Origin of the sequence: Streptomyces sp. NPDC001530, assembly GCF_042894545.1 — a bacterium.
Classification (GTDB): domain Bacteria; phylum Actinomycetota; class Actinomycetes; order Streptomycetales; family Streptomycetaceae; genus Streptomyces.
On sequence record NZ_JBIAVS010000010.1, the window covers coordinates 248,093 to 269,592 of the forward strand.

A 21,500-nucleotide genomic window follows, 5' to 3' on the forward strand; every position below is an offset into this window, starting at 1 on the left:
GCTTCGGCTTCGGCTTCGGCTTCGGCTTCGGCTTCGGCTTCGGCTTCGGCTTCGGCTTCGGCTTCGGCTTCGGCTTCGGCTTCGGCTTCGGCTTCGGCTTCGAGCAGTAAAGGCCGCTGCTGCAGCCGCTGCCCGTTCGCCGGAGCCGCGGCGTTGGCTTTTATGCGAAGGGTGGCACGGGGCCCTCGGCCTGCCCGGGTTCTGATGCGTACGGGCATCCTGCCCGACCCCACTCACGCGCGACACCCCACAGCTGTATGGATCGCGCCTGGCCATGCTGGTGTGCGGACCTGGTCGTGCCGCACGCCGCTTTCGTGATTTCGAAGGCCGCACCGCTCTGGTAACCGGCGCCGCTGGCGGTATCGGCCGCGCCAGCGCCCTCGCGTTCGCGCGCCGTGGCGCTTCCGTCCTGGTCGCGGACGTCTCGGACCAGGCGCTCGAAACCGTCGAGCTTGCTGAAGAGCTAGGCGTCAAGGCCCACTTCGTCCGCACCGACGTCGGCGACCCCAAGTCGATCGCCGCCGCTGTCGACACCGCCGTCGAACGGTTCGGCCGTCTCGACTTCGCCCACAACAACGCGGGCATCGGCATGCCGGGCGCGGTGGCTGACCTGGAGGAAGACGGCTGGGACCGCGCCATCTGGATCAACCTGAACGGCGCGTCTTCTACGGAATGAAGTACCAGATCCGGGCCATGCGGAACACCGGTGGTGGCGCGATCGTCAACACCGCGTCCATGTGAGGCCAGGCCGGCGTCGCCAATGGGGCCGCGTACTCGGCCAGTAAGCACGGCGTCATCGGGCTGACTCGTTCCGCGGCCCTGGACCACGCGGCCGAGGGCATCCGTGTCAACGCAGTGGCCCCCGGCCCGATCACCACGGCGATGACCAAGGCGGCGCAGGAGTCCGGGTACTTGGACCCGGTCATCGAGCGGACGGCGGTACGCCGGATGGGCCACCCTGAGGACATCGCCGCGGCCGTGGCCTGGCTCAGCTCGGACGCCGCCGCGTACGTGCACGGAGCAGTCCTCGACGTCGACGGTGGGTGGCTGGCCGGCTGAACGAGGGGCGGGATCGTGGGGCGTCGGTCGCCGCGCCCCACGACCCCGCCGGAGCGCGTAGGACACGGCCTTGGACGCATACGACTCCGCCCGGTAACCAAGTGGTACCGGCCCTTGAGGGTGCCCCGGCGCGTTCGAGCCCAGTCGCCCTCGGCCCCCAAATTCGAGGGGGCCCTCATGTTATATTGGGATCATGAGCCCTCGCCCCACGCTCCCCACTCCCGAGACGCCGGCCAAACCCCTGCGCCGCGACGCGCAGCGCAACCGGGATGCGATCATGACCGCCGCCCGAGAGGCGTTTGCGGAGCAGGGCCTGGATGCTTCCCTGGAGGGCGTCGCTCGCCAGGCCGGCGTCGCGATCGGAACGGTCTACCGGCACTTCCCCACCCGATTCGCCTTGATCGAAGAACTCTTCGCTGCAAAGTTCATGGATTTGCTCCAGGCCGCCGAAGACGCCATCGCGTTGGACGACGCCTGGCAGGGGTTCTGCCATTACCTGGAGAGGTTCTGCGAACTTCAGGCAGGCGATTGTGCGTTCAACGACCTGGTCGCTGCCCGGCTGCCCACCCACGCGATCAGCAGGCAGATGGATGAACGAGTAAGGGAACTGACCGGTCAAATCTTCCGTAACGCCCAGCGGCAGGGTGTCCTGCGCGCGGACGTCACTCCTGAAGACATCGTCTTCATCATCTGGTCCCAGGCAGGCATCATCCGGGCGACCCGGACCGTCGCCCCCACCGCCTGGCGCCGCCACCTGTATTTGATGCTCGACGCCTTCCGCGCCGATGGCGCCCACGAACTGCCCGAGCCTGCGCTGACCCCACAACAGGTCGAACAAACCCTGAGGGCCATTGAGTGCCCCGAAGAGGAATGCCTGGAGTGCCCGGAGAAGGACTGACCGCCGCGGCAGATCAGACGGCACGCACGATGGCAGGGATCGGGCCGATGTCCTTGTGACTGCTGGTGACGGTGGTCGTTGCATGTCGTGCACGTCAACGGCACTGATGTCACGCGGCAGCAGCTGCCGCACGATTCCCCTCCCTACGGGACCGCCAGCCGAAGTGAGAAGCGCACGGCACCACCCAGCAGGTGCACAATCCTTGGGGAACACCCTCTGCGCACGGCCGCAGTGAGGAGCCGTCCGCGACGGCAGTGGACGCGCAGAGCCCGGGAGTTTTCCGACTCGGGCACAACCACGCGACGACGTCCACGAAGCGTTCCTCGGAATCGCGCCCCCTGATCACCCGCCACCACGTCCGACGCCTCTTGAGGACGCCGGGGAGTCAAGGACGTACCAGGTAGGTCACGCCCAAGGCGACGGCGGCGTGATGCGGGAGCCGTTCAGCTTTCCGCCAACAAGTGCGCCAGCTCAGAGTCCAGGTCGAGCCGATCGGACTCGGTCCCGGGCGGCACCACAGACTGCGTGTCTCGCAGGAAGAATTCCACGCCCCGCGCGGGGACCTCGAGCAGGGCCGAACCCGCAGGCGAGTTGAGGGCGATGTACAGCACCCGCTGCCCCTCGCCGTCGGCCGGCCACATCCGGACGTCGCCGTGACCGGCATGGCCGGTCAGCGCCTGAGCCAGCACGTCCCGGGCAAAGACCCACTCAACCATCGGGCCATCGCCGACAGGGGAGAAGGCCGCGCGGACGGCAAAGGGATCGGCGGCCTCGTACCGCAGCCCCATGTGCAACGGCAACGACAGCTCATGCGACACGACAAGCCGCACAGGCAGCTCGCAGGCCACGGTGCTCAGCGATTTCATAGTTCCTCACTCCGGTTGCTCCTGCTTCGCTTCGAGCCGTAGGACACCAACGGCCACCTGGCGCAGCACGAAGCGTCGAAGAGGAAAAACACGGCATGCGATCCTGCATGCCGCTGCTCGCCCAGGAGGCGGTCTCACCAGCCCCAGCCCGACGTCGCCCCCGGTGAGCGGTCACCTGACAGCGCCAGGAAGCAGCCGGCAGGGTGCTCTCTGGCGCCCTACGGCACCAACCGGACGGCCACAGTCTGCGCCGGGGCACACCCGTGGGCGCCGGGCGGGAGGCGAGGCCGCCTTACCTCGCCCAAGGGCTGCGTCAGCGCTGGGCCAGGAGGACCTGATCCAGGTACCAGCGGTCGACAGCACCGTTGCGCAACGGCGTCACATCGACCCACCGGCCCTCGTACCGGACGTAGAGGCGGTGGCCGTCCCAGCGGTAGTGCCTCTTGGGGTGTGAGCCACGGTGGTCGTCCCGGCGCTCATCGTCCAGGGACCACCCACGGGAGTGATCCCCTCGGGCGTCGTGCGAGTACCACCCGCGGTATCCGTCCCGGCCGTCGTCCCGCTCCCCGTCGTGGCCGCGAGCGAACCCCTCCACGTAGTAGCCGTCACGGTCATCGCCCGCCTGGAGTCCGACGGCCGTGGACCGGGTCTGCTCAACGGGGCCCGAAGCCGCCGACGCCGAGCCCCCCGCACCGAGAACAGCTCCACCCGCGATCGCCACGGAAACAGCAGCGATCGAGACGCGCCTGACGAACCTCTTCATGGGGATTCTCCTTGTGAAATGCCGCGATGACACCCGCCAAGCGGCGGGCCTCTTTCGTGACGTCATCCGAAATCTTGGAAAGCGTTCAGTGCCGAGTAATCCGAACCAACCTGAGGGGTCCCTCACGTTCGGCGCTGTCAGCGTACATGAGGGGGGCCTCATGTACGCCGTGAGCCGCATCACAGCACGTCAGGGGCCCTTCCGGCAGGTGACGAGCGACGGGGAGGACAGGCGCCTCTCGACCGTCTGCCGCAGACTCAGCCGTTGCTTTTAGGGCTCTGCGCCAGTGGAGCGCGGTGACGGGTGGCGCCGCACCGAGGCCTGGACGTGGATCGAGGCGTACGACGTCGACGCGGCGTTCCGGCTCGACGCGCTGTCACTCGTGATGGTGCTGCTCGCCGCCGGGATCGGGGCGCTGGTGCCGCTGCGCTGTACTGCGTGAGCTACTTCGCCTCCGGAACACGGCAGTTGGAGGTGTTCGGCGACTTCGGTGGGCGGACGCCCTCCGGCACCGGCCGGGAACCTCGGGCGCTCGCGGAAGGCCGCGCTGGTCTCAGCGGCTGCCCGCGGTGACCAGTTGGCTTGGGTCAGGCCACCGTGGCCAGTAGGAGTTCTCACCCCCGATTCGCTGGTCAGCACCATGGGCAGCCTGGAACCCCGGAAGGAATCCATCCTGGTGCGCGGAGTCGCTCAGCCTCCGGGGAATGGTCACCCGCCGCACGCTGTTGCTCCGCTGGACAGCACCTGCAGAGACTCCAAGGAGGCCGATCGTGTACGGCGACCCGGCAACGATCCGCAAGATCCTCACCGAGCTCGGCGACACCTGGGCGATTGTCGGCCTCTCGACGAACCAGCGGCGCGCGGCCTACGGGGTCGCTGACGTCCTCCAGCGCTACGGCAAGCGCATCGTCCCCGTACACCCGAAGGCCGAGACCGTCCACGGGGAGAAGGGATACGCCTCCCTCGAGGACATCCCCTTCGACGTCGATGTCGTCGACGTCTTCGTCAACGGCGACCTCGCCGGGCCGGTCGCCGACGAAGCCGCCGCCATCGGCGCCAAGGCCGTCTGGTTCCAGCTCGACGTCATCGACGAAGCCGCGTACGACCGGACCCGGGCGGCGGGGCTCGACATGGTGATGGACCGCTGCCCGGCCATCGAGCTCCCCCGGCTCGGCTGACGCGCGGCTGCCCTGCGGGCACATGCGGTTGACGCCGCGCGGGCCTCGCCGGTTTTCTGCTCGGGTGCCTACTCTTCGTATCGAAAAGCCGGACGACGAAGCCCGCCTCAAGGACTGGCGGCACGTCCACAATGTGATCGTGCCGCCCGCCGCCATGTCGCTGGACGACGTGCGGGAGCGTGTCCGGCGCAACCATCTGGAGATCGCGTATCTCGGCGACATCCTGGTGGGCTGCACGACGGTGCGTCCGCCCACGGACGACACCGCCACGGCCACGGTGATCGCACGCGTACTCGCCGAGCACCGGCGGCAGGGGTTCGGCGAGGAGCTGTACGCACGCGGTCTCGAGCAGGCGCGCGAGCTGGGCGCCGAGGTGATCGAGACGGTCGTGCTGGCCGCCAACGAGGACGGACTGCGGTTCGCGCAGAAGCACGGGTTCGTCGAGATCGAGCGCTATGTGCTGCCGGGCGAGACCGCCGAGTGGATCGACCTGCGGCTGGCCTGAGCCGGTCGCTCCTGCCCCCCGGGGGTGAGGTCGTTGTTCACTTCCCCCGGTCCAGGAACGCCGCGACCGTCTCGCTGAAGCCGCGCGGATCGTCGAGCCATGGGAAGTGGCCCGCATCCGGCTGGACGGTCAACTCGGCCCGGGGGAAGAGCTCCGCGATGGCCGCGGCGACGCGCGGGAGCGGGCCGCTGTCCAGCGCGCCCGCGAGGAGCAGCACCCGTGCGTCCCAGGCGGCGACGGCCGCGCGGGCTTCGGCGGGGTGGAAGGCGCCGGGGGCCGCATAGCGGTCCGCGGCCTCCTGATTGGTCTGTTCGACGTCGGTCGCGGCATGCGCCTCAGCGTTCGCGTCCCAACGGCCGTAGAAGAACGGGGTGATGGCGTCCCAGTCGGCGTCGCTCGCCGAACCGGCCCAGACCCGTTCGTAGGCCGCATGGGCGGCGTCGTACCACGGCTCGGCCTTGCGCAGGGCGGCCGCCTCCCTGCGGTGCTCCTCGGTGAAGTCGACGCCCAGGGCCCGCGCACGGCCGGTGACCAGCGTGAGGGAGCGGATGCGCCGCGGGTACCCGGCGGCGTACAGGAGGGCGAGGTCGCCGCCCGCCGAGTGAGTGAGCACATCGACGCGTTCCAGGCCGAGGTGCGCGCGGAGCGCCTCGACGTCGCCGACCTGCCGGTCGCAGCGGTACGTCGCCGGATCGGCGGGGATGGCGGAGTCGCCGGTGCCCCGCAGGTCGAGCTTGATCAGCCGGCGGTGCCGCGACAGTCCACCGAGGTCGCCGAGGTAGGCGCAGGCGCGCATCGGCCCACCGGGCAGACAGAGCAGCGGCTCGCCCTCGCCCAGGACGTGGTAGGCGAGTTGGGTGCCATCGGGGGCGGTGAAGGTCGGCATGACGCCATCCTCATGACCGCGTGACGATCACGGCAAGTGGTTTGCGTATCTCGCTGGGACTGCGTCCGGTACGCCCCGAGACAGTGACCGATACGCCGCAAACACATGTTCACCTTTACTCGGGCATGCGTGGGCTTTGCTTCCGGTTCGTCGCGTGTACTCCTGCGATTGCTTCCATCGGGGGATGGACCACATCACGTTCCTCGTGGCGGTCGTCATCGTCACGGCGCTGGCCTTCGACTTCACGAACGGGTTCCACGACACCGCGAACGCGATGGCCACGTCCATCGCCACCGGTGCGCTCAAACCGAGAACAGCGGTCCTGATCAGTGGTGTTCTGAATGTCGGTGGGGCGTTTCTGTCCACCGAGGTCGCCAAGACGATCTCGGGCGGCATCGTGGACGACACCCTGGTCACACCGGGCATGATCTTCGCGGGCCTGGTCGGGGCGATTCTGTGGAATCTGCTGACCTGGCTGCTCGGGCTGCCGTCCAGTTCCTCGCACGCACTGTTCGGCGGACTCATCGGTGCGGTGTGGGTCGGTGCCGGTGAGCACGGCGTGCACTTTGACAAGGTTGTCGAGAAGGTACTGATCCCGGCGGTGGCCTCCCCGATCGTGGCGGGCCTCGCCGCGCTGCTGGCCACCTACCTCGCGTACAGGATCACCGCGCGGGCCCGCAAGGAGCCGGTGACCAAGGGGTTCCGGCTCGGGCAGATCGCCTCGGCCTCGCTGGTCTCGCTCGCGCACGGCACGAACGACGCGCAGAAGACGATGGGCGTCATCACGTTGACGCTGATCTCGGCGGGGGCGCTCGGCCACGACGCCGGTCCCCCGGTGTGGGTCATCGCGTCGGCGGGTCTGGCCATCGGACTCGGTACGTATCTCGGCGGCTGGCGGATCATCCGCACCATGGGCAAGGGGCTCACCGACATCCAGTCGCCGCAGGGCTTCGCCGCCGAGGCCGCCTCCACGACCGTGATCCTCACCTCCGCCCACCTGGGTTTCGCGCTCTCCACCACGCAGGTCTGCTCGGGCGGCATCCTCGGCGCGGGGCTGGGCAGGCGACTGGCCGAGGTCCGCTGGGGCACCGCCGGCCGCATGGTCATCGCCTGGCTGGTCACGCTGCCCGCCGCCGCGCTGGTCGGCGGGGTCTCGGCGAGCGTGGTGAAGCACGGCGGGAACGCCGGCACCGTGGTGATCGCGCTCGTCGCCGCGGCCGTCGCCTTCGCCATCGTCATGGCGTCCCGCCGCAACCCGGTGCACGCCGCGAACGTCAACGACCACCACGAGGTCACCATCCGCACGGCGACGCCGACCGACGTCGGCGCGGCCGCCTGAGCCAGGGAGAGTTCCGGACATGCATCTCGACTGGACCGCACTCGGCGAGGTCGCCGCGGTGAGCACGGGAGCTACCGTCGGAGTCGTCGTCGTCTTCGCCCTCGGCGTGCTGGGCCTCGCCCGGGTCGAGGCCGCGCGCGAGGGCGACGGCACCACCGACGCCCTCGGGTTCGCCCAGGCCGGGCTCTGCTTCCTGGCCTGCGCGGCCGCGGTGGCGTACGGAATTTATCTGATCGTGCCCCAGTTCCACTGACGCTGACACGGACACGGACACGGACAGGGACACGGACATCGAGACGGAAGGGAGGTCCGGATGACGGAACTGCTGGCAGGCATGCGGGTCGACTACAGCGACCACGACGACCCCGTACTGATTCGGCCGGACGGCAGTCCGGTGGACACCTGGCGGGAGAACTACCCGTACGAGCAGCGCATGGAGCGCAGGGAGTACGACTGGCACAAGCGGCTCCAGCAGATCGAACTGCTGAAGCTGCAGAGCTGGATCAAGGAGACCGGCCGCCGTCTCGTCGTCGTCTTCGAAGGGCGGGACGCGGCCGGCAAGGGCGGCACGATCAAACGGTTCACCGAGCACCTCAATCCGCGCGGCGCGCGGGTGGTGGCCCTGGAGAAGCCGACCGAACGCGAGCGCGGGCAGTGGTACTTCCAGCGGTACGTGGAGCATCTGCCGACCGCGGGCGAGATCGTGATGTTCGACCGGTCCTGGTACAACCGGGCAGGCGTCGAGCGGGTCATGGGCTTCTGCACGGACGACGAGTACCGGCGCTTCATGCGGCAGGCGCCCGCCTTCGAGCGGATGCTCGTCGACGACGGCGTGGACCTGGTCAAGTTCTGGTTCTCGGTCTCGCAGAGCGAGCAGCGCACCCGCTTCACGATCCGTCAGGTCGACCCCGTACGGCAGTGGAAACTCAGCCCCATGGACCTGGCCTCGCTGGACCGCTGGGACGACTACACCGCCGCCAAGGTCGCCATGTTCCGCGAGACGGACACCGAGCAGGCGCCCTGGACCGTGGTGAAGAGCAATGACAAGAAGCGGGCCCGTGTCGAGGCCATGCGCAGCGTCCTGGCCCGCTTCGACTACGCCGACAAGGACGAGGAGGTCGTCGGCAGTCCGGATCCGAGCATCGTGGGTGCGGCGGCGAACCTGCTGGAGGCGGGCGAGGACGACACCGAGCGCTGACGGACGGGCGCCGGTTCTCAGTCGTGCGCGGGCCGGTTGTTGATGCGGTGGTCGGCCAGGCTCAGCGCCTCGTCGACCACCCGGCGCAGATGGCCGTCGCCGAGTGAGTAGATCACCCGGCGGCCCTGCTTCCTGGTGTTCACGAGTCCCGCGAGACGGAGCCGTGCCAGATGCTGGCTGACCGCCGGGCGCGCGGCACCGCACGCCTCCGTGAGCGTCGTGACGTCGGCCTCGCCGCCGGTCAGCGCATGGAGCAGCGCGAGGCGGGTGCGGTCGCCCAGGAGGGCGAGGAGTTCGGCGGCGAGCGCGAACTGTTCCTCGCCGGGGGTGCGCGGGTGCGCATCATGCGCAGGTGATAGGTGCATGCGTGCGCTCATACGCACATAATGGCCCCGTGGACGCCGACACGTCCACTCCCGCGCACCGGAAGGGGCCCCACGTGAGCGACCGGCAGCACCACGAGCACGGCACCGAGATCCGGCACGGCCACCCCCACGGACGGGGACGCGGAGACGAGCACGGCCACAGCCACCCGCACGGACGCGATCGCGGGCCCGATCACCCGCACGAACACGACCGCACCCACCTGCACCCTCACGCGCACGCCACCCTCGCGAGTCGCCTGCGCCACCGCCTCACCCCGCACTCCCATGAGACCGCCGACAAGCTCGACTCCGCGCTGGAGTCCTCGGCCCGCGGCATGCGGGCGCTCTGGCTCTCCCTGGCCGTCCTCGGCGCAACGGCCTTGGCGCAGGCGGTCGTTGTCATGGTCTCGGGGTCGGTCGCGCTGCTCGGCGACACCGTGCACAACGCCGCCGACGCGCTGACGGCCGTACCGCTCGGGATCGCCTTCGTGCTGGGCCGTCGCGCGGCGACGCGACGCTTCACCTACGGCTACGGGCGGGCGGAGGACCTCGCGGGCATCGTGATCGTGCTGACGATCGCCGCCTCCGGGACCTTCGCGGCCTGGACGGCGGTCGACCGGCTGCTCGACCCGCGCCCGATGCGGCACATCCCGGTGGTCGCGGCGGCCGCTCTCATCGGCTTCCTCGGCAACGAGTGGGTCGCCCGGCACCGTATCCGCGTGGGCCGCGAGATCGGCTCCGCCGCCCTTGTCGCGGACGGACTCCACGCGCGTACCGACGGATTCACCTCACTCGCCGTGCTGGTGGGCGCGGGAGGCGCGGCGCTCGGGTGGCAACTCGCCGACCCGCTGGTGGGGTTGGCGATCACGGCCGCGATCCTGCTGGTGCTGCGCGATGCCGCCCGCGAGGTCTTCCGCCGCGTGATGGACGCCGTCGACCCGGAGTTGGTGGACCGGGCCGAGCGGGCGCTGCGGGAGGTCGAGGGTGTGCGCGACGTGGGCGAGCTGCGCCTGCGGTGGATCGGGCACCGGCTGCGGGCCGAGGTGGCCGTCGTCGTGGACGGCGACGCGACCGTCCGCCTGGCCCATCACATCGCCGTGGACGCCGAACACGCCCTGCTGCACGCCGTCCCGAAGCTCACCGCCGCCCTGGTCCACGCCGATCCGGCACCGGCCCCCGGCGAGGCGGATCCGCATCTGGCGCTGGCCCACCACGCGCCGGCGTGATCACGAGTCGGCGCCGAAGAGATGGACCATGTACGTCGGCCCGTTCTTGGTGATGTCGTATTCCTGGAGGTACGAGGCTGTGGGGCCGGAGCGCGGGAGGGGGCCGTCGACCGGGACCCGCGCCTTGGAGTTGGATGGCCGAACCACACCTTCGGCCGGCAAAGGGAGGGGCGGCGCTCACACGCCGAGCCCGTCCAGCACCACCGCGTTCGGCAGCTCCGCGAACACCTTCCCCGGCACCAGCAGCTTCCCGCGCCGCCGGCCGCTGCCCACCAGGACGTACGGCAGCTCGACGACGGCCGAGTCCACCAACACGGGCCAGTCGCCCGGGAGTCCGATCGGCGTGATGCCGCCGTACTCCATGCCGGTCTCCCCGGTCGCCGTGTCCATCGGTGCGAACGAGGCCTTGCGGGCGCCGAGTTGGCGGCGGACCGCGCCATTGACATCGACGCGGGTGGTGGAGAGGACGACGCAGGCGGCGAGCGTGGTCTCGCCGCCGCGCCTGCCCGCGACGACCACGCAGTTGGCGGACTGGTCGAGCAGCTCCCGGCCGTAGTGCTCGACGAAGGTGGCGGTGTCGGCCCACTCGGGGTCCGTGTCGACGTAGACGATCTGGTCGGCGGGCACGCTGCCCCGCCAGTCGCGTACGGCGTCGGCGACCGGGCCGGTGAGTGCGTCGAGACAGTCGGGGGCGGGCGTGGCGTGGTCGAAGTGTCCGATGGGTGCGCGCATGACCGCACGCTAACAGCCGCGCCGGCGCCGCCCGTCGGGGTGTCTCAGTGCACGAGCGGGACGGACACCGCCATGACCATCTCCATCGGTACGTCGCCCTCGTTGGCGTACCGATGGGGGGTGTTGGCCTCGAAGGAGGCGCTCGCCCCCGTCGGGACGCGGTGCTCGACGCCGTCGACGGTGAGGGTCAGCTCTCCCGCCGTGACATGGACGAGCTCGACCGTCCCGGTGGGGTGCGGATCCGAGGGGCTGCCCTCGCCGGGCATGAGCCGCCAGTCCCACATCTCCAACGGGCCGGGCGCCTCGGTGCCCGCCAGAAGCCGGTTGTAGCTGCCCGCGTCGGTGTGCCACAGCCGTACGGCCTGCTCGGCCGGGACGATCCGGACCTTGGGGCCCTGCCCGTAGTCGAGCAGGGTGGTGATGCTGACGCCGAGCGCGTCGCCGATCTTGACGACGGTGCCCAGGCTGGGGTTGGTCCTGGCCTGCTCGATCTGGATGAGCATGCCGCGGCTGACTCCGGCGCGAGCGGCGAGCGCTTCCAGGGTGAAGCCGCGCTCGGTGCGCCAGCGCTTCACGTTGCGCGCCAAGGACTGAGTCAGCAGGTCGAGGTCCGACACATTCCGTCCAATATTCTGGATGACAGAGTTCAATCTGGTGAACTATCGTGTGGTGCACCTGATCGTTCACCGAACTGTACTGCGAGGCACCCCGTGACAGCACTCTTCGCCCTGGCCACCAGCCTCCTGTGGGGCCTGGCCGACTTCGGCGGAGGTCTGCTCACACGGCGTACGCCCGCCCTCACGGTGGTCGTCGCCTCGCAGACCATCGCGGCGGTCGTCCTCGGCGCGATCGTGGTGGCCACCGGAGGCTGGAGCGCGGCGGGGCCGCAGCTGTGGTTCGCGTTCGCCGCCGGGCTGGTGGGACCGGTCGCGCTGCTCTCCTTCTACAAGGCGCTCGCCCTCGGTCCCATGGGGGTTGTCTCGCCGCTCGGCTCGCTGGGCGTGGCCGTGCCCATCACCGTGGGACTCGTCCTCGGGGAGCGCCCCGGGCTCACCCAGTTCGCGGGGATCGCGGTCGCCCTCGTGGGTGTCGTCCTCGCGGGCGGACCCCAGCTGAGGGGCGCCCCCGTGCAGCGGCAGGCGATCCTCCTCACGCTGCTCGCGGCGCTCGGCTTCGGCACGGTGTTCGCGCTGATCGCGGAGGCGTCCTCGTCGGTCACGGGGCTGTTCCTCGCCCTGTTCGTGCAGCGCGTGACCAACGTGGCGGCGGGCGGCGCGGCCCTCTACGTCTCCGTGAAGCGTGGCGCCCAGGCCCTCCCCGAGGGCGGTTTCCCCTGGGGCTCCCTCCCCGCGCTCGCCTTCGTCGGCCTCGCCGATGTCGCCGCCAACGGCACGTACTCGGTCGCCGCCCAGCACGGGCCGGTCACCGTCGCCGCCGTCCTCGCCTCGCTCTATCCGGTCGTCACGGCCCTGGCCGCACGCGGCATCCTCAGCGAACGGCTGCGCGGGGTACAGGCGGCGGGCGCGGGCTTGGCGCTGGTCGGGACGGTGCTGCTCGCCACCGGCTGAGCGCTACGGTCGCGACCCGCTCAGTGCCATACGAGCTCGGAACCCGCTGAGTGCCGTACGAGCTCGGAACCCGCTCAGTGCCGTACGGGACAGAACTCACTGAGGGCCGTACGGAGTCAGGACTCGAGGTCCAGCTCCGCCAGCCGCGCCGCGGACTCCTCGTCGAGCCCCGACAGCGCCAGCAGCTGCTCGGGCGTGACCCCGTCGGGAATCGGCACCGGCGCCGGTGTCCGCAGCGGCGGCTGCCATCCCTCCGCCGGGTCCCAGCGCCGTACGACGCGGGCGGGGGCGCCCGCCACGACCGAGTGGTCCGGCACCGCGCCGCGTACCACCGCACCGGCCGCCACCACGACGTTCCGCCCGATCCGCGCCCCCGGCAGGATCACCGCGCCAGTGCCGATCCAGCAGCCGGGCCCGATCTCCACCGGTTCCATCCGCGGCCACTGCTTGCCGATGGGCTCGTGCGGATCGTCGTACGAGTGGTTCGTGGACGTGACGTAAACATACGGCCCGAAGTAGCAGTCGCTGCCGATCGTGACCGTCGTGTCGGCGATGACGTGACTGCCGCGGCCGAGCACGACGCCGTCGCCGATGCGCAGGATCGGGTCGGGGCCGAGGTCGAGGTCGGGCATCAGACCGGCGGTCAGCGTGACCTGTTCGGCGACGATGCAGTGGGAACCGAGGTGGATCCAGGGTTCACCGAAGACCGTGCCGAGCGGGAAAGCCAGTCTGGTACCTGTTCCCATGGCGCCGAAGCGGAGTCGCCCGGGATGCTCGGCCGTGACCGCACCCGTGCGCTGCACCCAGGCCCAGCCCGCGTGGACGGCGCGCTGCGCGAGGCGGCGCCGCCATGATGAGAACGTGTTCTTGCTCCTGGGCACCCGCTCACGGTACTCAGCGCGGGGTGCGCCGATGGGGTCGTACGGCTGTGATCTTCACCCCACCGGGGCGGGGAACGATGGCATACGGTGCCGGTGTACCGAACTACGACGAGACGCTGAGACGGTGAGACGGTGACGACGCAGCAGGCGCTGATCATGGGGATCGGCGGCAAGGATCCGCAGGTGGACCAGGAGGCGTTCACGGCGCCCACGTCCGTGGTCATCGGGGACGTCACACTGCACGCGGGCGCGAGCGTCTGGTACGGCGCGGTGCTGCGCGCCGACTGCGGCCCGATCGTCATCGGCGCCGGCAGCAATGTCCAGGACAACTGCAGCCTTCACGTGGACCCCGGATTCCCCATCACCGTCGGCGAGCGGGTCTCCATCGGGCACAACGCCGTGGTGCACGGCGCGACCGTCGAGGACGACTGCCTGATCGGCATGGGCGCCACGGTCCTCAACGGCGCGGTGATCGGCGCCGGTTCCCTGGTGGCCGCCCAGGCCCTCGTGCCGCAAGGCATGCAGGTGCCCCCGGGCTCCCTCGTCGCGGGCGTCCCCGCCAAGGTCAAGCGCCAACTGACCGACGAGGAACGCGAGGGCATCTCCCTGAACGGCACGATGTACGTGGACCTGGCAAAGGCCCACCGCGAGGCGCACAGCGCCGGGTAGGGAAGCGCCCGGTAGGGGCGCGGGGGTGACATCCTGCGGCTCCGCCGCGCGACCAGCCGCGGACGGCCTGCACTAGACGGACAACCCGCGCTTTCGGGAGCGCAGCCCGGCCGAAACCTACTCGGCCGCCGGGACGGGCTCGGGCTCCGCCGCACCGCGCCCAGCGGTCGCCTGCTTCGCCTTGCGGCGAACGATCAGCATCGAAGCGAGCCCGATGAGCACCGCCGCCACCAGCCCGAGCCACGAGAACCGCTTGAGCCAGGACTCGGCGACCACACCGACGTAGTAGATGACCGCGGTGGTGCCGCCGGCCCAGATGATGCCGCCGAGCACGTTGGCGACCAGGAACTTCCAGTACGGCATCCGCAGCACACCCGCGAGCGGGCCCGCGAAGATCCGCAGCAGGGCGATGAAGCGGCCGAAGAAGACGGCCCACATGCCCCACTTCTGGAAGGACCGCTCGGCGGTGGCGACATGGCCGTCGCTGAAGTGCTTGGGGAACTTGGCGCCGAGCCAGGCGAGCAGCGGACGTCCGCCCTTGCGGCCGATGGCGTAGCCGATGGAGTCGCCCACGATCGCGCCGATGCTGGCGCACGCCCCGAGGATGACGGGGTTGATGCCGGAGTGCTGGGAGGAGAGCAGGGCCGCCGAGACCAGGATGATCTCGCCGGGCAGCGGGATGCCCAGGCTTTCCAAGCCGATGACCAGGCCCACCAGCGCATAGATGCTGACCGCGGGCACCGTCTCGAGCCATTCCTGGACGTGCAAGGCCGGTTCCTCCCGTTTCGCTGTGCGTGACCCGGGCGGGCACCGTAGGTGTGCGGTACGTGATCACCCGGCGTGCGCTGCCCCCTGAGCACACGCCGGGCAGCCTACCTGGTCGGCCTCACGCGGCGGAGTCCCAGAGGTCGCAACGGTGCTCGTGAGCGACGGGGGTGCTGAGGGTGTTTCCGCCCGCGGAGGCGGCCCTCAGCGAGAGCACCGCCCCCGTGCGGTCGGGCATCGCGGGCTGTCCGTCCGCCCGGGGCACGCCACCCCGGATGAAGGATCCCCAGTCGGGGTGCCACCAGCATCCACACGGCCGCGGAAGGCACAGCAAGACGAACGAACACTCAGACTCTCCATGACCATTCCGCTGAAGCCCGGCCGCCGCTCCCTCAGCCATAGCGATGCCGCACCTCATGGAGGTGATGCCACATGAGGCCGGCCGAACGCTCCGCAGACCGCAAGGCGTCTCGATCGAATAGCGTGCAGGGCTTCGAGATCTGGTTGCGTCGCGCGTGCGGTCTCGTTGTCGCAAGCGTCGCGGCCTACGCCTCGTACGTCCATCAGCGCCATTTCGCGCTACACGGAGGAGCCGATTCCGTGAGCGCGGCACTGTGGCCCCTCTCTGTGGACGGACTGCTCCTGCTGGCCACCATCGGACTGCTGAAACCCGCCCATCGCGTCAGCCGCCGGACACACGCCACGGCGTGGATGGCCTTCTCGCTCGGCATCTTCGTATCACTGGCCGCCAACATGGCAGCGGCACCCGTCCTCGCATGGCAGCCGATCCTCGTCGCGGGATGGCCCCCGATCGCTCTCCTGTTCGCCGTCGAGCTTCTCACCCTTCATCCCACAGACCGGGCGACTGACCGCGGGAATCCGGAACACCAGTGCAGGTTCCAACATGGCAAGGCGAACAGCACAACGGATCAGCGAGACAACGCTGAGGCCCCGCGTTCCGGTACACCAGCCAACGACAAGGACACCCGCGGACGCGATCCTCAGCCAACAGCCTCTCCACCGAAAGGTGAACTCACTGCCGAACAGATCATGTGGAACTACTTCCAAGAGCAGGGAGGGAAGGGCCGTACGCCGACAGGTGCGGAGCTCGACCGAGTGGCAGGCACTAACAACTACGGCCGCGCAGTCCTAAAACGCTGGCGAGAGAACGGACGTATCGCCTCGAAGCGAGCGCAAGTGCATGCCAACGGTGCGGAGCTAAGCGCCCGTTGACTTGGAGCACGTGCCGCCTACTGCACGAAAAGCCGCACAGCCAAGAGCGGAGGCTAACCTCGATCTTTCGTGATTGGCCGTCAGCTCATACTGGCGACCGATCTGCGTTCGGCAGTGTTCTTCGGTCGTGACGGTGGCCCGACTGTCGCGTCGGGTGGGCGCCGGGTTCCACGGCTCCGGTGGGGCGGTGCTACTCGTAGGGAAGGGAACGTGCTGGTCAGCCGGGGTTCGGAAGGGTTACGAGTCGCTGGATCGCTTCGGTGATCACATCGGTCCAGGGCCAGTGGCGGGCGAACCTGAGGTGCCGGCGGCGGGCGGTGGTGACCAGCTGGGCGGCTGCGGAGAGCAAGCGGAGTCGCAGGCGGCGGGGCTCCCAGAGCCGGGCCGTGCCCGTTAGGGCGAGCATCGGCATCCAGGCCAGCAGGTCCAGGGCAATCTGGACGATCTCCAGCCAGATCTGATTCTGAGCGGCATCGTGCAGGGGTAGGTTGCGCAGGCCAGTGGCGCGGGCGGCGCGGATACGATCCTCGGCACGGGCGCGCTGGCGATGGCGGAGTTCGAGTGCGGCGATCGGCGTGTTCCTGGTGTTGGTGGCGAACACGGTGAGGCGCAGACCGTCGGCGTCGGTGAAACGCAACTGAGCGCCGGGGTGCGGGCGTTCCTTGCGGACGATCAGCCGCATGCCGGGAGGCCAGCCCTTGAGGACATCGCCATCGAGTTCGGCGACCCAGGCGCCGTCGCGGATCTCGCCTCCGGGCTCGACGGCCGCCGTCCAGGCCGAGGCGGGGACGGTGAGAACGGCCTGGTGGATGGCGTCGGTGATGGTCATGCCGACCGAGTAGGACAGCCACCGGCCACGCTGGGCCAGCCAGGCCACGAACTCGTGGGTGCCGCCGCCGGAGTCGGTACGGATGAGTGTCTGCCGGCCACGTCGATGGTGTTTGGGCAGCTGGGCTAGCGCGAGTTGAGCCGTGGTGATGTGGTCGGCGGCGGTGTTGCTGCCCGCGTTGCCGGGCCGCAGCAGGCCCGCGACCGGCTCGCCGCTCCCGCCTCGGCCGTGGTCGACGAAGCCCATCAGCGGATGGTGCCCGAAGGTCTTCTTCCAGGTCGCGGCTGCGTCCTGCTTCTCGGAGTGCGCCAGCACAAGCACCCCATCCAGGTCCACGATCACTTGCCCGTCGGCATCCGGCGCCGAGGAACCAGCCAACTTCCGCACATATTCACGGACTTGGGCTCGTGCGGCCCGGATCGCCCTCAGGGCTCTCGGTCCGGCCCCTGCCAGGGTGTCGACCAGGCGGGACACCGTCGGGTCGGAGGCCACCGGCCCGAACACGTCCGGTTCCGCTCGCAGCATCCCGACATCGGCCAGGCAGTCGCCGCCGAGCGCGACCGCGAGGGCCACATCCAGCAGGATCTTCCCCGGATCATGCACCGCCCGTTGCTTCCGCCACGGCGTCAGGGCCGCCGATATCGCCTGGTCCAGCCCGGTCTTGCGGACCGTCTCGACCAGCAGCACGCCACCGGCCTGGCTCACCGCTCCACGACCGCCGCCCTCAACGCGGATATAGGGATACGATCCGATACGCTTCTTCACCTGAGGAGTGCAGCTTTCTTGACGACGACCAGGACCCTAGACAAGTCCCATCGTCCCAAGGCAGAGGCGCTCCTCACCTTTTTGATCACGCTTCGGACAGGCTCGTTGGTGAAAGCGCGAAACTGGGACCTTAGGAAACATCCTTCCGCAACGACGCGATGAGGCGGTCAAGGTCCCCGCGTGCCGTGTACGTACGGATCGGGTCGATGTAGTCACGTGACTCGATGATCTGACCGTCCCGGACACGCATGACGAAGACGCAGGGCACCTTGGTCATAGAGTCGTCCGGCAACGTGAACTCATAGGCGAACTCGGCGACGATCACTTCAGGATCGGCGGTCTCGTGAACGACGACATCGACGACCCGCCTCTTCGGCAAGGACTCCCGAACTTCCGGCGGCACCGTGAAGTGCTCCTGGAGCGCACGCCGACTCGTCAACGGCTCGGACTCCGGCGTCGCCATCGGATGCCGGACATCGGTGACCTCGCCATACAGGTCAGGCAACTCGTCGAAGTTCCCGTCGGCGACCCCATGAACAAGCCGGAGAAACACCTCGCGCGGACTCAGACTCACAAGACCTCCCCAAGTAATACGCACAGGCGGCTAGTGATCATTATCGCCTGATCCAGGCCGGTCTTGCGGACTGTCTCGACCAGCAGCACCCCACCCGCCTGACTGACGGCCCCACGGCCGTCGCCCTGGACGCGGACATACGGATACAGGCCAGTACGCCTCACCTGAGAATTGCTCCTTCGACAGCAACGGTCAGGACCCTCGACAAGTCCTATCGTTGGGGGTCAGGAGCACTTCTCGCGTTTCTGATCAAGTGGTGGACGGCACCGCTCGTGAAAGCCCGAGGCTAACGCCGGTGGCCGGGCGGCACAGAGGGCCCGGCCACCGGCGTCTGTCGGCTGGCGACGCCCCGGAATGCCCAAGGCAGGCCGTCATGCAGCTTCATCAGCCGACGATTCAGGAAGCCGCTCGGCCTCAACTTGGTCAGTTGCAGCCCACATGAGCAGATCACGGATAACCATCGCCAGCTCGCCTCGCAAGCGCTCCCCCGCGGCACCGCCAAGGTACGTCACGTGTCCGGAGTATCGCCGGACACGGGCGCGCTCGCTATGGCTTGTGTGCTGCCAAACGACCTGTTCAGGAGGGGGGTTGGGCCGACTGGCCGGGTCGGCCTCGGCGGGAGCCCTCGCCTGGCCGTCGCGGCCTTCGCGGGGTTCTTCGGCCTTGAGATCGTCCGGATGCACGAGTACGCCTCCGTGGGTGTGACGTGATCAGGCGGCGTCTACTCGGTGCTCTGCGGATCGACGGCGGTGACGATCGCGTCGAAGTGGTCGGCAGGAGACGGCGTCAGCTCCCTCCGCGAGGCACCGACGACGGACGCAGCCGCCCGCACTTCGATGCTGCGGCCGAATCGGGCGGCGACCGCGGCAGCCTCGATCAATCCGGGCAGTTGGTTGCTTGCAGGCGCAGGCCAGCCGTAGGTGAGCTGATCGCGTTCGCTGCTTGGCTTTCCAGATTGTGCCCGGGTGCCAATGAGGAGCACGCGGTGCCCGGGTGTGGTGTAGGTGGTGACGATCCTGACGATGGTGGTCAGGAGCCAGCCCGGGATGTTCTGTGTCTCGGGATGGATTTGCTGGGCGACCGCCCATACGGAGATCTGGTGGGCAGGGGTGCCTGCGGCAGCGTGGCGAGCGGGACGGGTAGCACAGTGACCGGGGCACGGTGGGGGCATACCGGCTCTCCTTGAGGCAAGACGTGGGTTTCGCTCACACCTCAAAAGGCCGGGATTTGGCCCCGTTTTGGCCACGGGCAACCAAGATCTTTTTTGGAATCTCGGGTGATCTGGCCGCCTAGCTCCCGAGGCGGAGGGCCCCGTTCCCTCAGAGAAGGCCGACGCAGTAAAGAGAGCCAGCCTGCGCGAATAAATCCGACACGACATTCCGCTCACCCAGCTGTGCACCCCGCCACGCATTCACAATCAGGCGCGCAGTGAGGCTACTAGGAGATACCTAGATCATCAATAAAGTTGCAGGTCATCAGCTACTAAGTCAGTACTAAAGCACGCTCGGAGCACCGAGCCGTACCGCACCTGGCAATCCACCTAGGTGACTCACCTCAACCGCTTTTAAGGCATTTTTAGTAGCCGGAATCCGCGTTTCACCGCTGTCGCCTTGTTCTTTTCTTGTCCTTTTCTTGTCGCGATCCTGGCTCTCTGAGGGCGCCATCTCATCCCCATTCGAGGAGGCGCCTGATCATGGCTGCTCATCATCCCGGACGCGGCGGCGCCGACCGCGCCCCGGAGAACGTTCTTCCGCTGGACACGGCCCGGGAGTGCTTCGTCTGGCTAGTGGCCGGACCCCAGCCACTGTCTCTTGACGGCCGCGAGTTCCGCGGCCTGCCACACCGGCCGATCCCGTTGGATGAACTGCGGGACCGACTACTGCGGCGCAACTGCCCGCGCGGCACGCGCGACGCCGTTTGGGCGCACCTCGTACGCCGTTCACGGCGGGAGGGTGCTACCTGGACACTGGCGTGCGCCGGCATGGCGCTTCCTGCGCTGGCCGGAGTGGCGCGGCGGCTGGCCGAAGGGTTCCCCGGCGATCCCTTCGATGTCCACGCCGAGGTGCTGTCGGGCTTCCTGGGCGCGCTGGGGTCCATCGATGTGGCCCGCCCCCGGGTGCTGCCGCGGCTGCGGTGGGCGGCCTACCGGCAGGGATTCGCTGCGCTGATGGAAGCGCTGGATGCCCCCACACCGGCCGCTCCGGGGTTCCGGTCAGCCGCGCCGCGACCGCCGTGGGGACACCCGGATCTGGTGCTGGCCCGGGCGGTCCGGGAGTCGGTCCTGACCCGGACCGAGGCCAACCTGATCGGCGCTACGCGACTCGACAAAATCGCCATCGACGACTGGGCCGCCCAATGTCAGACCACGCCCAACGCGGCCTACAAGCTCCGCCGCCGCGCCGAGGCACGCCTCATCGCCTTTCTCCACGGCGAGGCCCAAGACACTGATCCCAATGATCCGGTTGCCCTGTCCGCGATGGGCAGCTTGTCGTCCGCCTCGGAGCTGCCTGCTCGCCGCAACGCCGTCCTGGCACTCTCCGGTTCGTCACCTTCGGTAGTCGGCGTTGACGGAGGCGAGCTCCCGGCCGGGGCCGAGAAATCTTCGATCGGCGTGGCCAAAAAGGACCCGGATTCCGGCCTTTTGAGGTGCGGGAGTTCCACGCCCGCCTCGACGTCCCTGCCAGCATCGGAGGTGCCCTGATGCGCCGTCATGAGTGCATCGCCGCCCGCGTACGTACACGGCTGCACCAGGCCCTCGTCGTGAGCCGACTGGGCCGCTTGTTGGGCTGCTGGCTGCTGCTGACAGGAGCAGCCCTGCTGGTGGTGTGTCTCCTGGGTGCGTCTTCAGCACAGGCGGCGGAGCCGGGGCAGGTCCTGGCACTGGCCAACTCGGTCAACGATGTGTTGGACAACATACGCAACTGGATCATGGGCATCCTGGCGGGCTTGGCCACGGTGTTCTTGTCCCTGGGGGGCGTGCGCTATGTCATGGCCGGGGGCGACCCCGGCGAGGTGGAGAAGGCCAAGACCGCTTTCAAGAGCGCCGGTTGGGGCTATGGGCTGGCTGCGCTGGCCCCTCTGGTGGTCGAGATCCTCAAAGGGATCGTGGGGGCCTAATGATCACCCTCAAGGCCACCACCGCCGTGGCACATCGGCCCCCTGGTTCCGCTGTCTCCGGCCGGACCAGGGATGGGCGTCCGG

The 21,500-nt window shown here is 69.1% G+C and carries 27 protein-coding genes; 15 read left to right on the forward strand and 12 right to left on the reverse strand.

Annotation, left to right across the window (positions count from 1 at the left end; all coding sequences use genetic code 11):
• Positions 1 to 274 precede the first annotated feature (274 nt).
• The 3 genes from ACFY0T_RS22140 to ACFY0T_RS22150 all read left to right on the forward strand — a co-directional run bounded on the left by ACFY0T_RS22140 (position 275) and on the right by ACFY0T_RS22150 (position 1,957).
• Entirely contained in the window at positions 275 to 676 is a 402-nt protein-coding gene (locus ACFY0T_RS22140; protein ID WP_388873074.1) for an SDR family NAD(P)-dependent oxidoreductase, read from the forward strand.
• A 125-nt stretch (positions 677 to 801) separates the two neighbouring features.
• The gene (locus ACFY0T_RS22145) at positions 802 to 1,059 is read left to right on the forward strand and encodes an SDR family NAD(P)-dependent oxidoreductase (RefSeq protein ID WP_388873437.1); all 258 of its coding nucleotides are present in this window, start codon (positions 802 to 804) and stop codon (positions 1,057 to 1,059) included.
• 193 nt (positions 1,060 to 1,252) lie between these two features.
• Positions 1,253 to 1,957: a TetR/AcrR family transcriptional regulator gene (locus ACFY0T_RS22150; protein WP_388873077.1), complete on the forward strand. Its 705-nt coding sequence runs from the start codon at positions 1,253 to 1,255 to the stop codon at positions 1,955 to 1,957.
• A gap of 443 nt (positions 1,958 to 2,400) precedes the next feature.
• On the opposite strand, the gene ACFY0T_RS22155 is transcribed toward ACFY0T_RS22150, so the two are convergent.
• Both ACFY0T_RS22155 and ACFY0T_RS22160 read right to left on the reverse strand, forming a co-directional pair.
• On the reverse strand, positions 2,401 to 2,823 hold the full coding sequence (locus ACFY0T_RS22155) for an SsgA family sporulation/cell division regulator (RefSeq protein WP_388873080.1): 423 nt from the start codon (positions 2,821 to 2,823) through the stop codon (positions 2,401 to 2,403).
• A 313-nt stretch (positions 2,824 to 3,136) separates the two neighbouring features.
• Positions 3,137 to 3,586 carry a hypothetical protein gene (locus tag ACFY0T_RS22160; protein ID WP_388873083.1) on the reverse strand — a complete coding sequence of 150 codons (450 nt, stop codon included), beginning with the start codon at positions 3,584 to 3,586 and terminating at the stop codon, positions 3,137 to 3,139.
• Positions 3,587 to 3,872: 286 nt separating this feature from the next.
• Between ACFY0T_RS22160 and ACFY0T_RS22165 the strand changes: the two genes are divergently transcribed.
• The 3 genes from ACFY0T_RS22165 to ACFY0T_RS22175 all read left to right on the forward strand — a co-directional run bounded on the left by ACFY0T_RS22165 (position 3,873) and on the right by ACFY0T_RS22175 (position 5,269).
• On the forward strand, positions 3,873 to 4,028 hold the full coding sequence (locus ACFY0T_RS22165; RefSeq protein WP_388873086.1) for a hypothetical protein: 156 nt from the start codon (positions 3,873 to 3,875) through the stop codon (positions 4,026 to 4,028).
• Between the two features lie 328 nt (positions 4,029 to 4,356).
• Positions 4,357 to 4,764 (forward strand): CoA-binding protein, encoded by a 408-nt coding sequence (locus tag ACFY0T_RS22170; RefSeq protein ID WP_388873089.1) that lies wholly within the window; start codon positions 4,357 to 4,359, stop codon positions 4,762 to 4,764.
• 64 nt (positions 4,765 to 4,828) lie between these two features.
• Positions 4,829 to 5,269 carry a GNAT family N-acetyltransferase gene (locus ACFY0T_RS22175; protein WP_388873091.1) on the forward strand — a complete coding sequence of 147 codons (441 nt, stop codon included), beginning with the start codon at positions 4,829 to 4,831 and terminating at the stop codon, positions 5,267 to 5,269.
• 37 nt (positions 5,270 to 5,306) lie between these two features.
• Here the strand turns inward: ACFY0T_RS22175 and ACFY0T_RS22180 are convergent, their stop codons facing one another.
• On the reverse strand, positions 5,307 to 6,155 hold the full coding sequence (locus ACFY0T_RS22180; RefSeq protein WP_388873094.1) for an alpha/beta fold hydrolase: 849 nt from the start codon (positions 6,153 to 6,155) through the stop codon (positions 5,307 to 5,309).
• 184 nt (positions 6,156 to 6,339) lie between these two features.
• On the opposite strand from ACFY0T_RS22180, the gene ACFY0T_RS22185 reads away from it, so the two are divergent.
• The 3 genes from ACFY0T_RS22185 to ppk2 are packed head-to-tail and all read left to right on the forward strand — an operon-like array spanning position 6,340 to position 8,692.
• A complete protein-coding gene (locus ACFY0T_RS22185; protein ID WP_388873096.1) occupies positions 6,340 to 7,494 on the forward strand; it encodes an anion permease in 1,155 nt (384 codons plus the stop codon).
• A gap of 19 nt (positions 7,495 to 7,513) precedes the next feature.
• Positions 7,514 to 7,747 (forward strand): hypothetical protein, encoded by a 234-nt coding sequence (locus ACFY0T_RS22190; RefSeq protein ID WP_388873098.1) that lies wholly within the window; start codon positions 7,514 to 7,516, stop codon positions 7,745 to 7,747.
• Between the two features lie 60 nt (positions 7,748 to 7,807).
• Positions 7,808 to 8,692, forward strand: coding sequence for a polyphosphate kinase 2 (gene ppk2 / locus ACFY0T_RS22195; RefSeq protein WP_388873101.1), 885 nt, complete (start codon positions 7,808 to 7,810; stop codon positions 8,690 to 8,692).
• Between the two features lie 17 nt (positions 8,693 to 8,709).
• Here the strand turns inward: ppk2 and ACFY0T_RS22200 are convergent, their stop codons facing one another.
• Entirely contained in the window at positions 8,710 to 9,069 is a 360-nt protein-coding gene (locus tag ACFY0T_RS22200) for an ArsR/SmtB family transcription factor (protein ID WP_388873104.1), read from the reverse strand.
• Between the two features lie 98 nt (positions 9,070 to 9,167).
• On the opposite strand from ACFY0T_RS22200, the gene ACFY0T_RS22205 reads away from it, so the two are divergent.
• Positions 9,168 to 10,283 (forward strand): cation diffusion facilitator family transporter, encoded by a 1,116-nt coding sequence (locus tag ACFY0T_RS22205; protein WP_388873440.1) that lies wholly within the window; start codon positions 9,168 to 9,170, stop codon positions 10,281 to 10,283.
• On the opposite strand, the gene ACFY0T_RS22210 is transcribed toward ACFY0T_RS22205, so the two are convergent.
• The 3 genes from ACFY0T_RS22210 to ACFY0T_RS22220 are packed head-to-tail and all read right to left on the reverse strand — an operon-like array spanning position 10,284 to position 11,632.
• Positions 10,284 to 10,430 (reverse strand): hypothetical protein, encoded by a 147-nt coding sequence (locus ACFY0T_RS22210; protein WP_388873106.1) that lies wholly within the window; start codon positions 10,428 to 10,430, stop codon positions 10,284 to 10,286.
• Positions 10,431 to 10,460: 30 nt separating this feature from the next.
• A complete protein-coding gene (locus ACFY0T_RS22215) occupies positions 10,461 to 11,015 on the reverse strand; it encodes a YbaK/EbsC family protein (RefSeq protein WP_388873109.1) in 555 nt (184 codons plus the stop codon).
• 44 nt (positions 11,016 to 11,059) lie between these two features.
• Positions 11,060 to 11,632 (reverse strand): helix-turn-helix domain-containing protein, encoded by a 573-nt coding sequence (locus tag ACFY0T_RS22220; RefSeq protein ID WP_388873112.1) that lies wholly within the window; start codon positions 11,630 to 11,632, stop codon positions 11,060 to 11,062.
• A gap of 93 nt (positions 11,633 to 11,725) precedes the next feature.
• Here ACFY0T_RS22220 and ACFY0T_RS22225 point away from each other — a divergent pair, with 93 nt between their 5' ends.
• A complete protein-coding gene (locus tag ACFY0T_RS22225; protein WP_388873115.1) occupies positions 11,726 to 12,583 on the forward strand; it encodes an EamA family transporter in 858 nt (285 codons plus the stop codon).
• 116 nt (positions 12,584 to 12,699) lie between these two features.
• On the opposite strand, the gene ACFY0T_RS22230 is transcribed toward ACFY0T_RS22225, so the two are convergent.
• Positions 12,700 to 13,497 carry an acyltransferase gene (locus ACFY0T_RS22230; RefSeq protein ID WP_388873443.1) on the reverse strand — a complete coding sequence of 266 codons (798 nt, stop codon included), beginning with the start codon at positions 13,495 to 13,497 and terminating at the stop codon, positions 12,700 to 12,702.
• A gap of 123 nt (positions 13,498 to 13,620) precedes the next feature.
• On the opposite strand from ACFY0T_RS22230, the gene ACFY0T_RS22235 reads away from it, so the two are divergent.
• Positions 13,621 to 14,133 (forward strand): gamma carbonic anhydrase family protein, encoded by a 513-nt coding sequence (locus ACFY0T_RS22235; protein WP_388873446.1) that lies wholly within the window; start codon positions 13,621 to 13,623, stop codon positions 14,131 to 14,133.
• Between the two features lie 117 nt (positions 14,134 to 14,250).
• On the opposite strand, the gene ACFY0T_RS22240 is transcribed toward ACFY0T_RS22235, so the two are convergent.
• Positions 14,251 to 14,901, reverse strand: a complete 651-nt coding sequence (locus tag ACFY0T_RS22240) for a DedA family protein (protein WP_388873117.1) — start codon at positions 14,899 to 14,901, stop codon at positions 14,251 to 14,253.
• A 429-nt stretch (positions 14,902 to 15,330) separates the two neighbouring features.
• Here ACFY0T_RS22240 and ACFY0T_RS22245 point away from each other — a divergent pair, with 429 nt between their 5' ends.
• Positions 15,331 to 16,131, forward strand: a complete 801-nt coding sequence (locus ACFY0T_RS22245) for a DUF2637 domain-containing protein (RefSeq protein ID WP_388873120.1) — start codon at positions 15,331 to 15,333, stop codon at positions 16,129 to 16,131.
• A 217-nt stretch (positions 16,132 to 16,348) separates the two neighbouring features.
• Here ACFY0T_RS22245 and ACFY0T_RS22250 read toward each other — a convergent pair whose 3' ends face one another.
• The 3 genes from ACFY0T_RS22250 to ACFY0T_RS22260 all read right to left on the reverse strand — a co-directional run bounded on the left by ACFY0T_RS22250 (position 16,349) and on the right by ACFY0T_RS22260 (position 19,470).
• A complete protein-coding gene (locus tag ACFY0T_RS22250; protein ID WP_388873123.1) occupies positions 16,349 to 17,725 on the reverse strand; it encodes an IS1380 family transposase in 1,377 nt (458 codons plus the stop codon).
• A 130-nt stretch (positions 17,726 to 17,855) separates the two neighbouring features.
• Positions 17,856 to 18,299 (reverse strand): nuclear transport factor 2 family protein, encoded by a 444-nt coding sequence (locus ACFY0T_RS22255; protein ID WP_388873125.1) that lies wholly within the window; start codon positions 18,297 to 18,299, stop codon positions 17,856 to 17,858.
• Between the two features lie 721 nt (positions 18,300 to 19,020).
• Entirely contained in the window at positions 19,021 to 19,470 is a 450-nt protein-coding gene (locus ACFY0T_RS22260; RefSeq protein ID WP_388873128.1) for a hypothetical protein, read from the reverse strand.
• Between the two features lie 810 nt (positions 19,471 to 20,280).
• On the opposite strand from ACFY0T_RS22260, the gene ACFY0T_RS22265 reads away from it, so the two are divergent.
• Entirely contained in the window at positions 20,281 to 21,000 is a 720-nt protein-coding gene (locus ACFY0T_RS22265) for a hypothetical protein (RefSeq protein ID WP_388873131.1), read from the forward strand.
• Positions 21,000 to 21,416 (forward strand): pilin, encoded by a 417-nt coding sequence (locus ACFY0T_RS22270; RefSeq protein WP_388873134.1) that lies wholly within the window; start codon positions 21,000 to 21,002, stop codon positions 21,414 to 21,416. The genes ACFY0T_RS22265 and ACFY0T_RS22270 overlap by 1 nt, the downstream gene beginning before the upstream one ends.
• Positions 21,417 to 21,500: the final 84 nt, after the last annotated feature.

What these genes read in the sequence shown, in the direction of transcription:
- ACFY0T_RS22140 (WP_388873074.1), top strand. Translation starts at nt 275, where the DNA reads ATGCTGGTGTGCGGACCTGGTCGTGCCGCACGCCGCTTTCGTGATTTC.
- ACFY0T_RS22150 (WP_388873077.1), top strand. Translation starts at nt 1,253, where the DNA reads ATGAGCCCTCGCCCCACGCTCCCCACTCCCGAGACGCCGGCCAAACCC.
- ACFY0T_RS22155 (WP_388873080.1), bottom strand. Translation starts at nt 2,823, where the DNA reads ATGAAATCGCTGAGCACCGTGGCCTGCGAGCTGCCTGTGCGGCTTGTC.
- ACFY0T_RS22160 (WP_388873083.1), bottom strand. Translation starts at nt 3,586, where the DNA reads ATGAAGAGGTTCGTCAGGCGCGTCTCGATCGCTGCTGTTTCCGTGGCG.
- ACFY0T_RS22180 (WP_388873094.1), bottom strand. Translation starts at nt 6,155, where the DNA reads ATGCCGACCTTCACCGCCCCCGATGGCACCCAACTCGCCTACCACGTC.
- ACFY0T_RS22185 (WP_388873096.1), top strand. Translation starts at nt 6,340, where the DNA reads ATGGACCACATCACGTTCCTCGTGGCGGTCGTCATCGTCACGGCGCTG.
- ACFY0T_RS22190 (WP_388873098.1), top strand. Translation starts at nt 7,514, where the DNA reads ATGCATCTCGACTGGACCGCACTCGGCGAGGTCGCCGCGGTGAGCACG.
- ppk2 (WP_388873101.1), top strand. Translation starts at nt 7,808, where the DNA reads ATGACGGAACTGCTGGCAGGCATGCGGGTCGACTACAGCGACCACGAC.
- ACFY0T_RS22200 (WP_388873104.1), bottom strand. Translation starts at nt 9,069, where the DNA reads ATGAGCGCACGCATGCACCTATCACCTGCGCATGATGCGCACCCGCGC.
- ACFY0T_RS22215 (WP_388873109.1), bottom strand. Translation starts at nt 11,015, where the DNA reads ATGCGCGCACCCATCGGACACTTCGACCACGCCACGCCCGCCCCCGAC.
- ACFY0T_RS22235 (WP_388873446.1), top strand. Translation starts at nt 13,621, where the DNA reads ATGGGGATCGGCGGCAAGGATCCGCAGGTGGACCAGGAGGCGTTCACG.
- ACFY0T_RS22245 (WP_388873120.1), top strand. Translation starts at nt 15,331, where the DNA reads ATGAGGCCGGCCGAACGCTCCGCAGACCGCAAGGCGTCTCGATCGAAT.
- ACFY0T_RS22260 (WP_388873128.1), bottom strand. Translation starts at nt 19,470, where the DNA reads ATGCCCCCACCGTGCCCCGGTCACTGTGCTACCCGTCCCGCTCGCCAC.
- ACFY0T_RS22265 (WP_388873131.1), top strand. Translation starts at nt 20,281, where the DNA reads ATGGCGCTTCCTGCGCTGGCCGGAGTGGCGCGGCGGCTGGCCGAAGGG.
- ACFY0T_RS22270 (WP_388873134.1), top strand. Translation starts at nt 21,000, where the DNA reads ATGCGCCGTCATGAGTGCATCGCCGCCCGCGTACGTACACGGCTGCAC.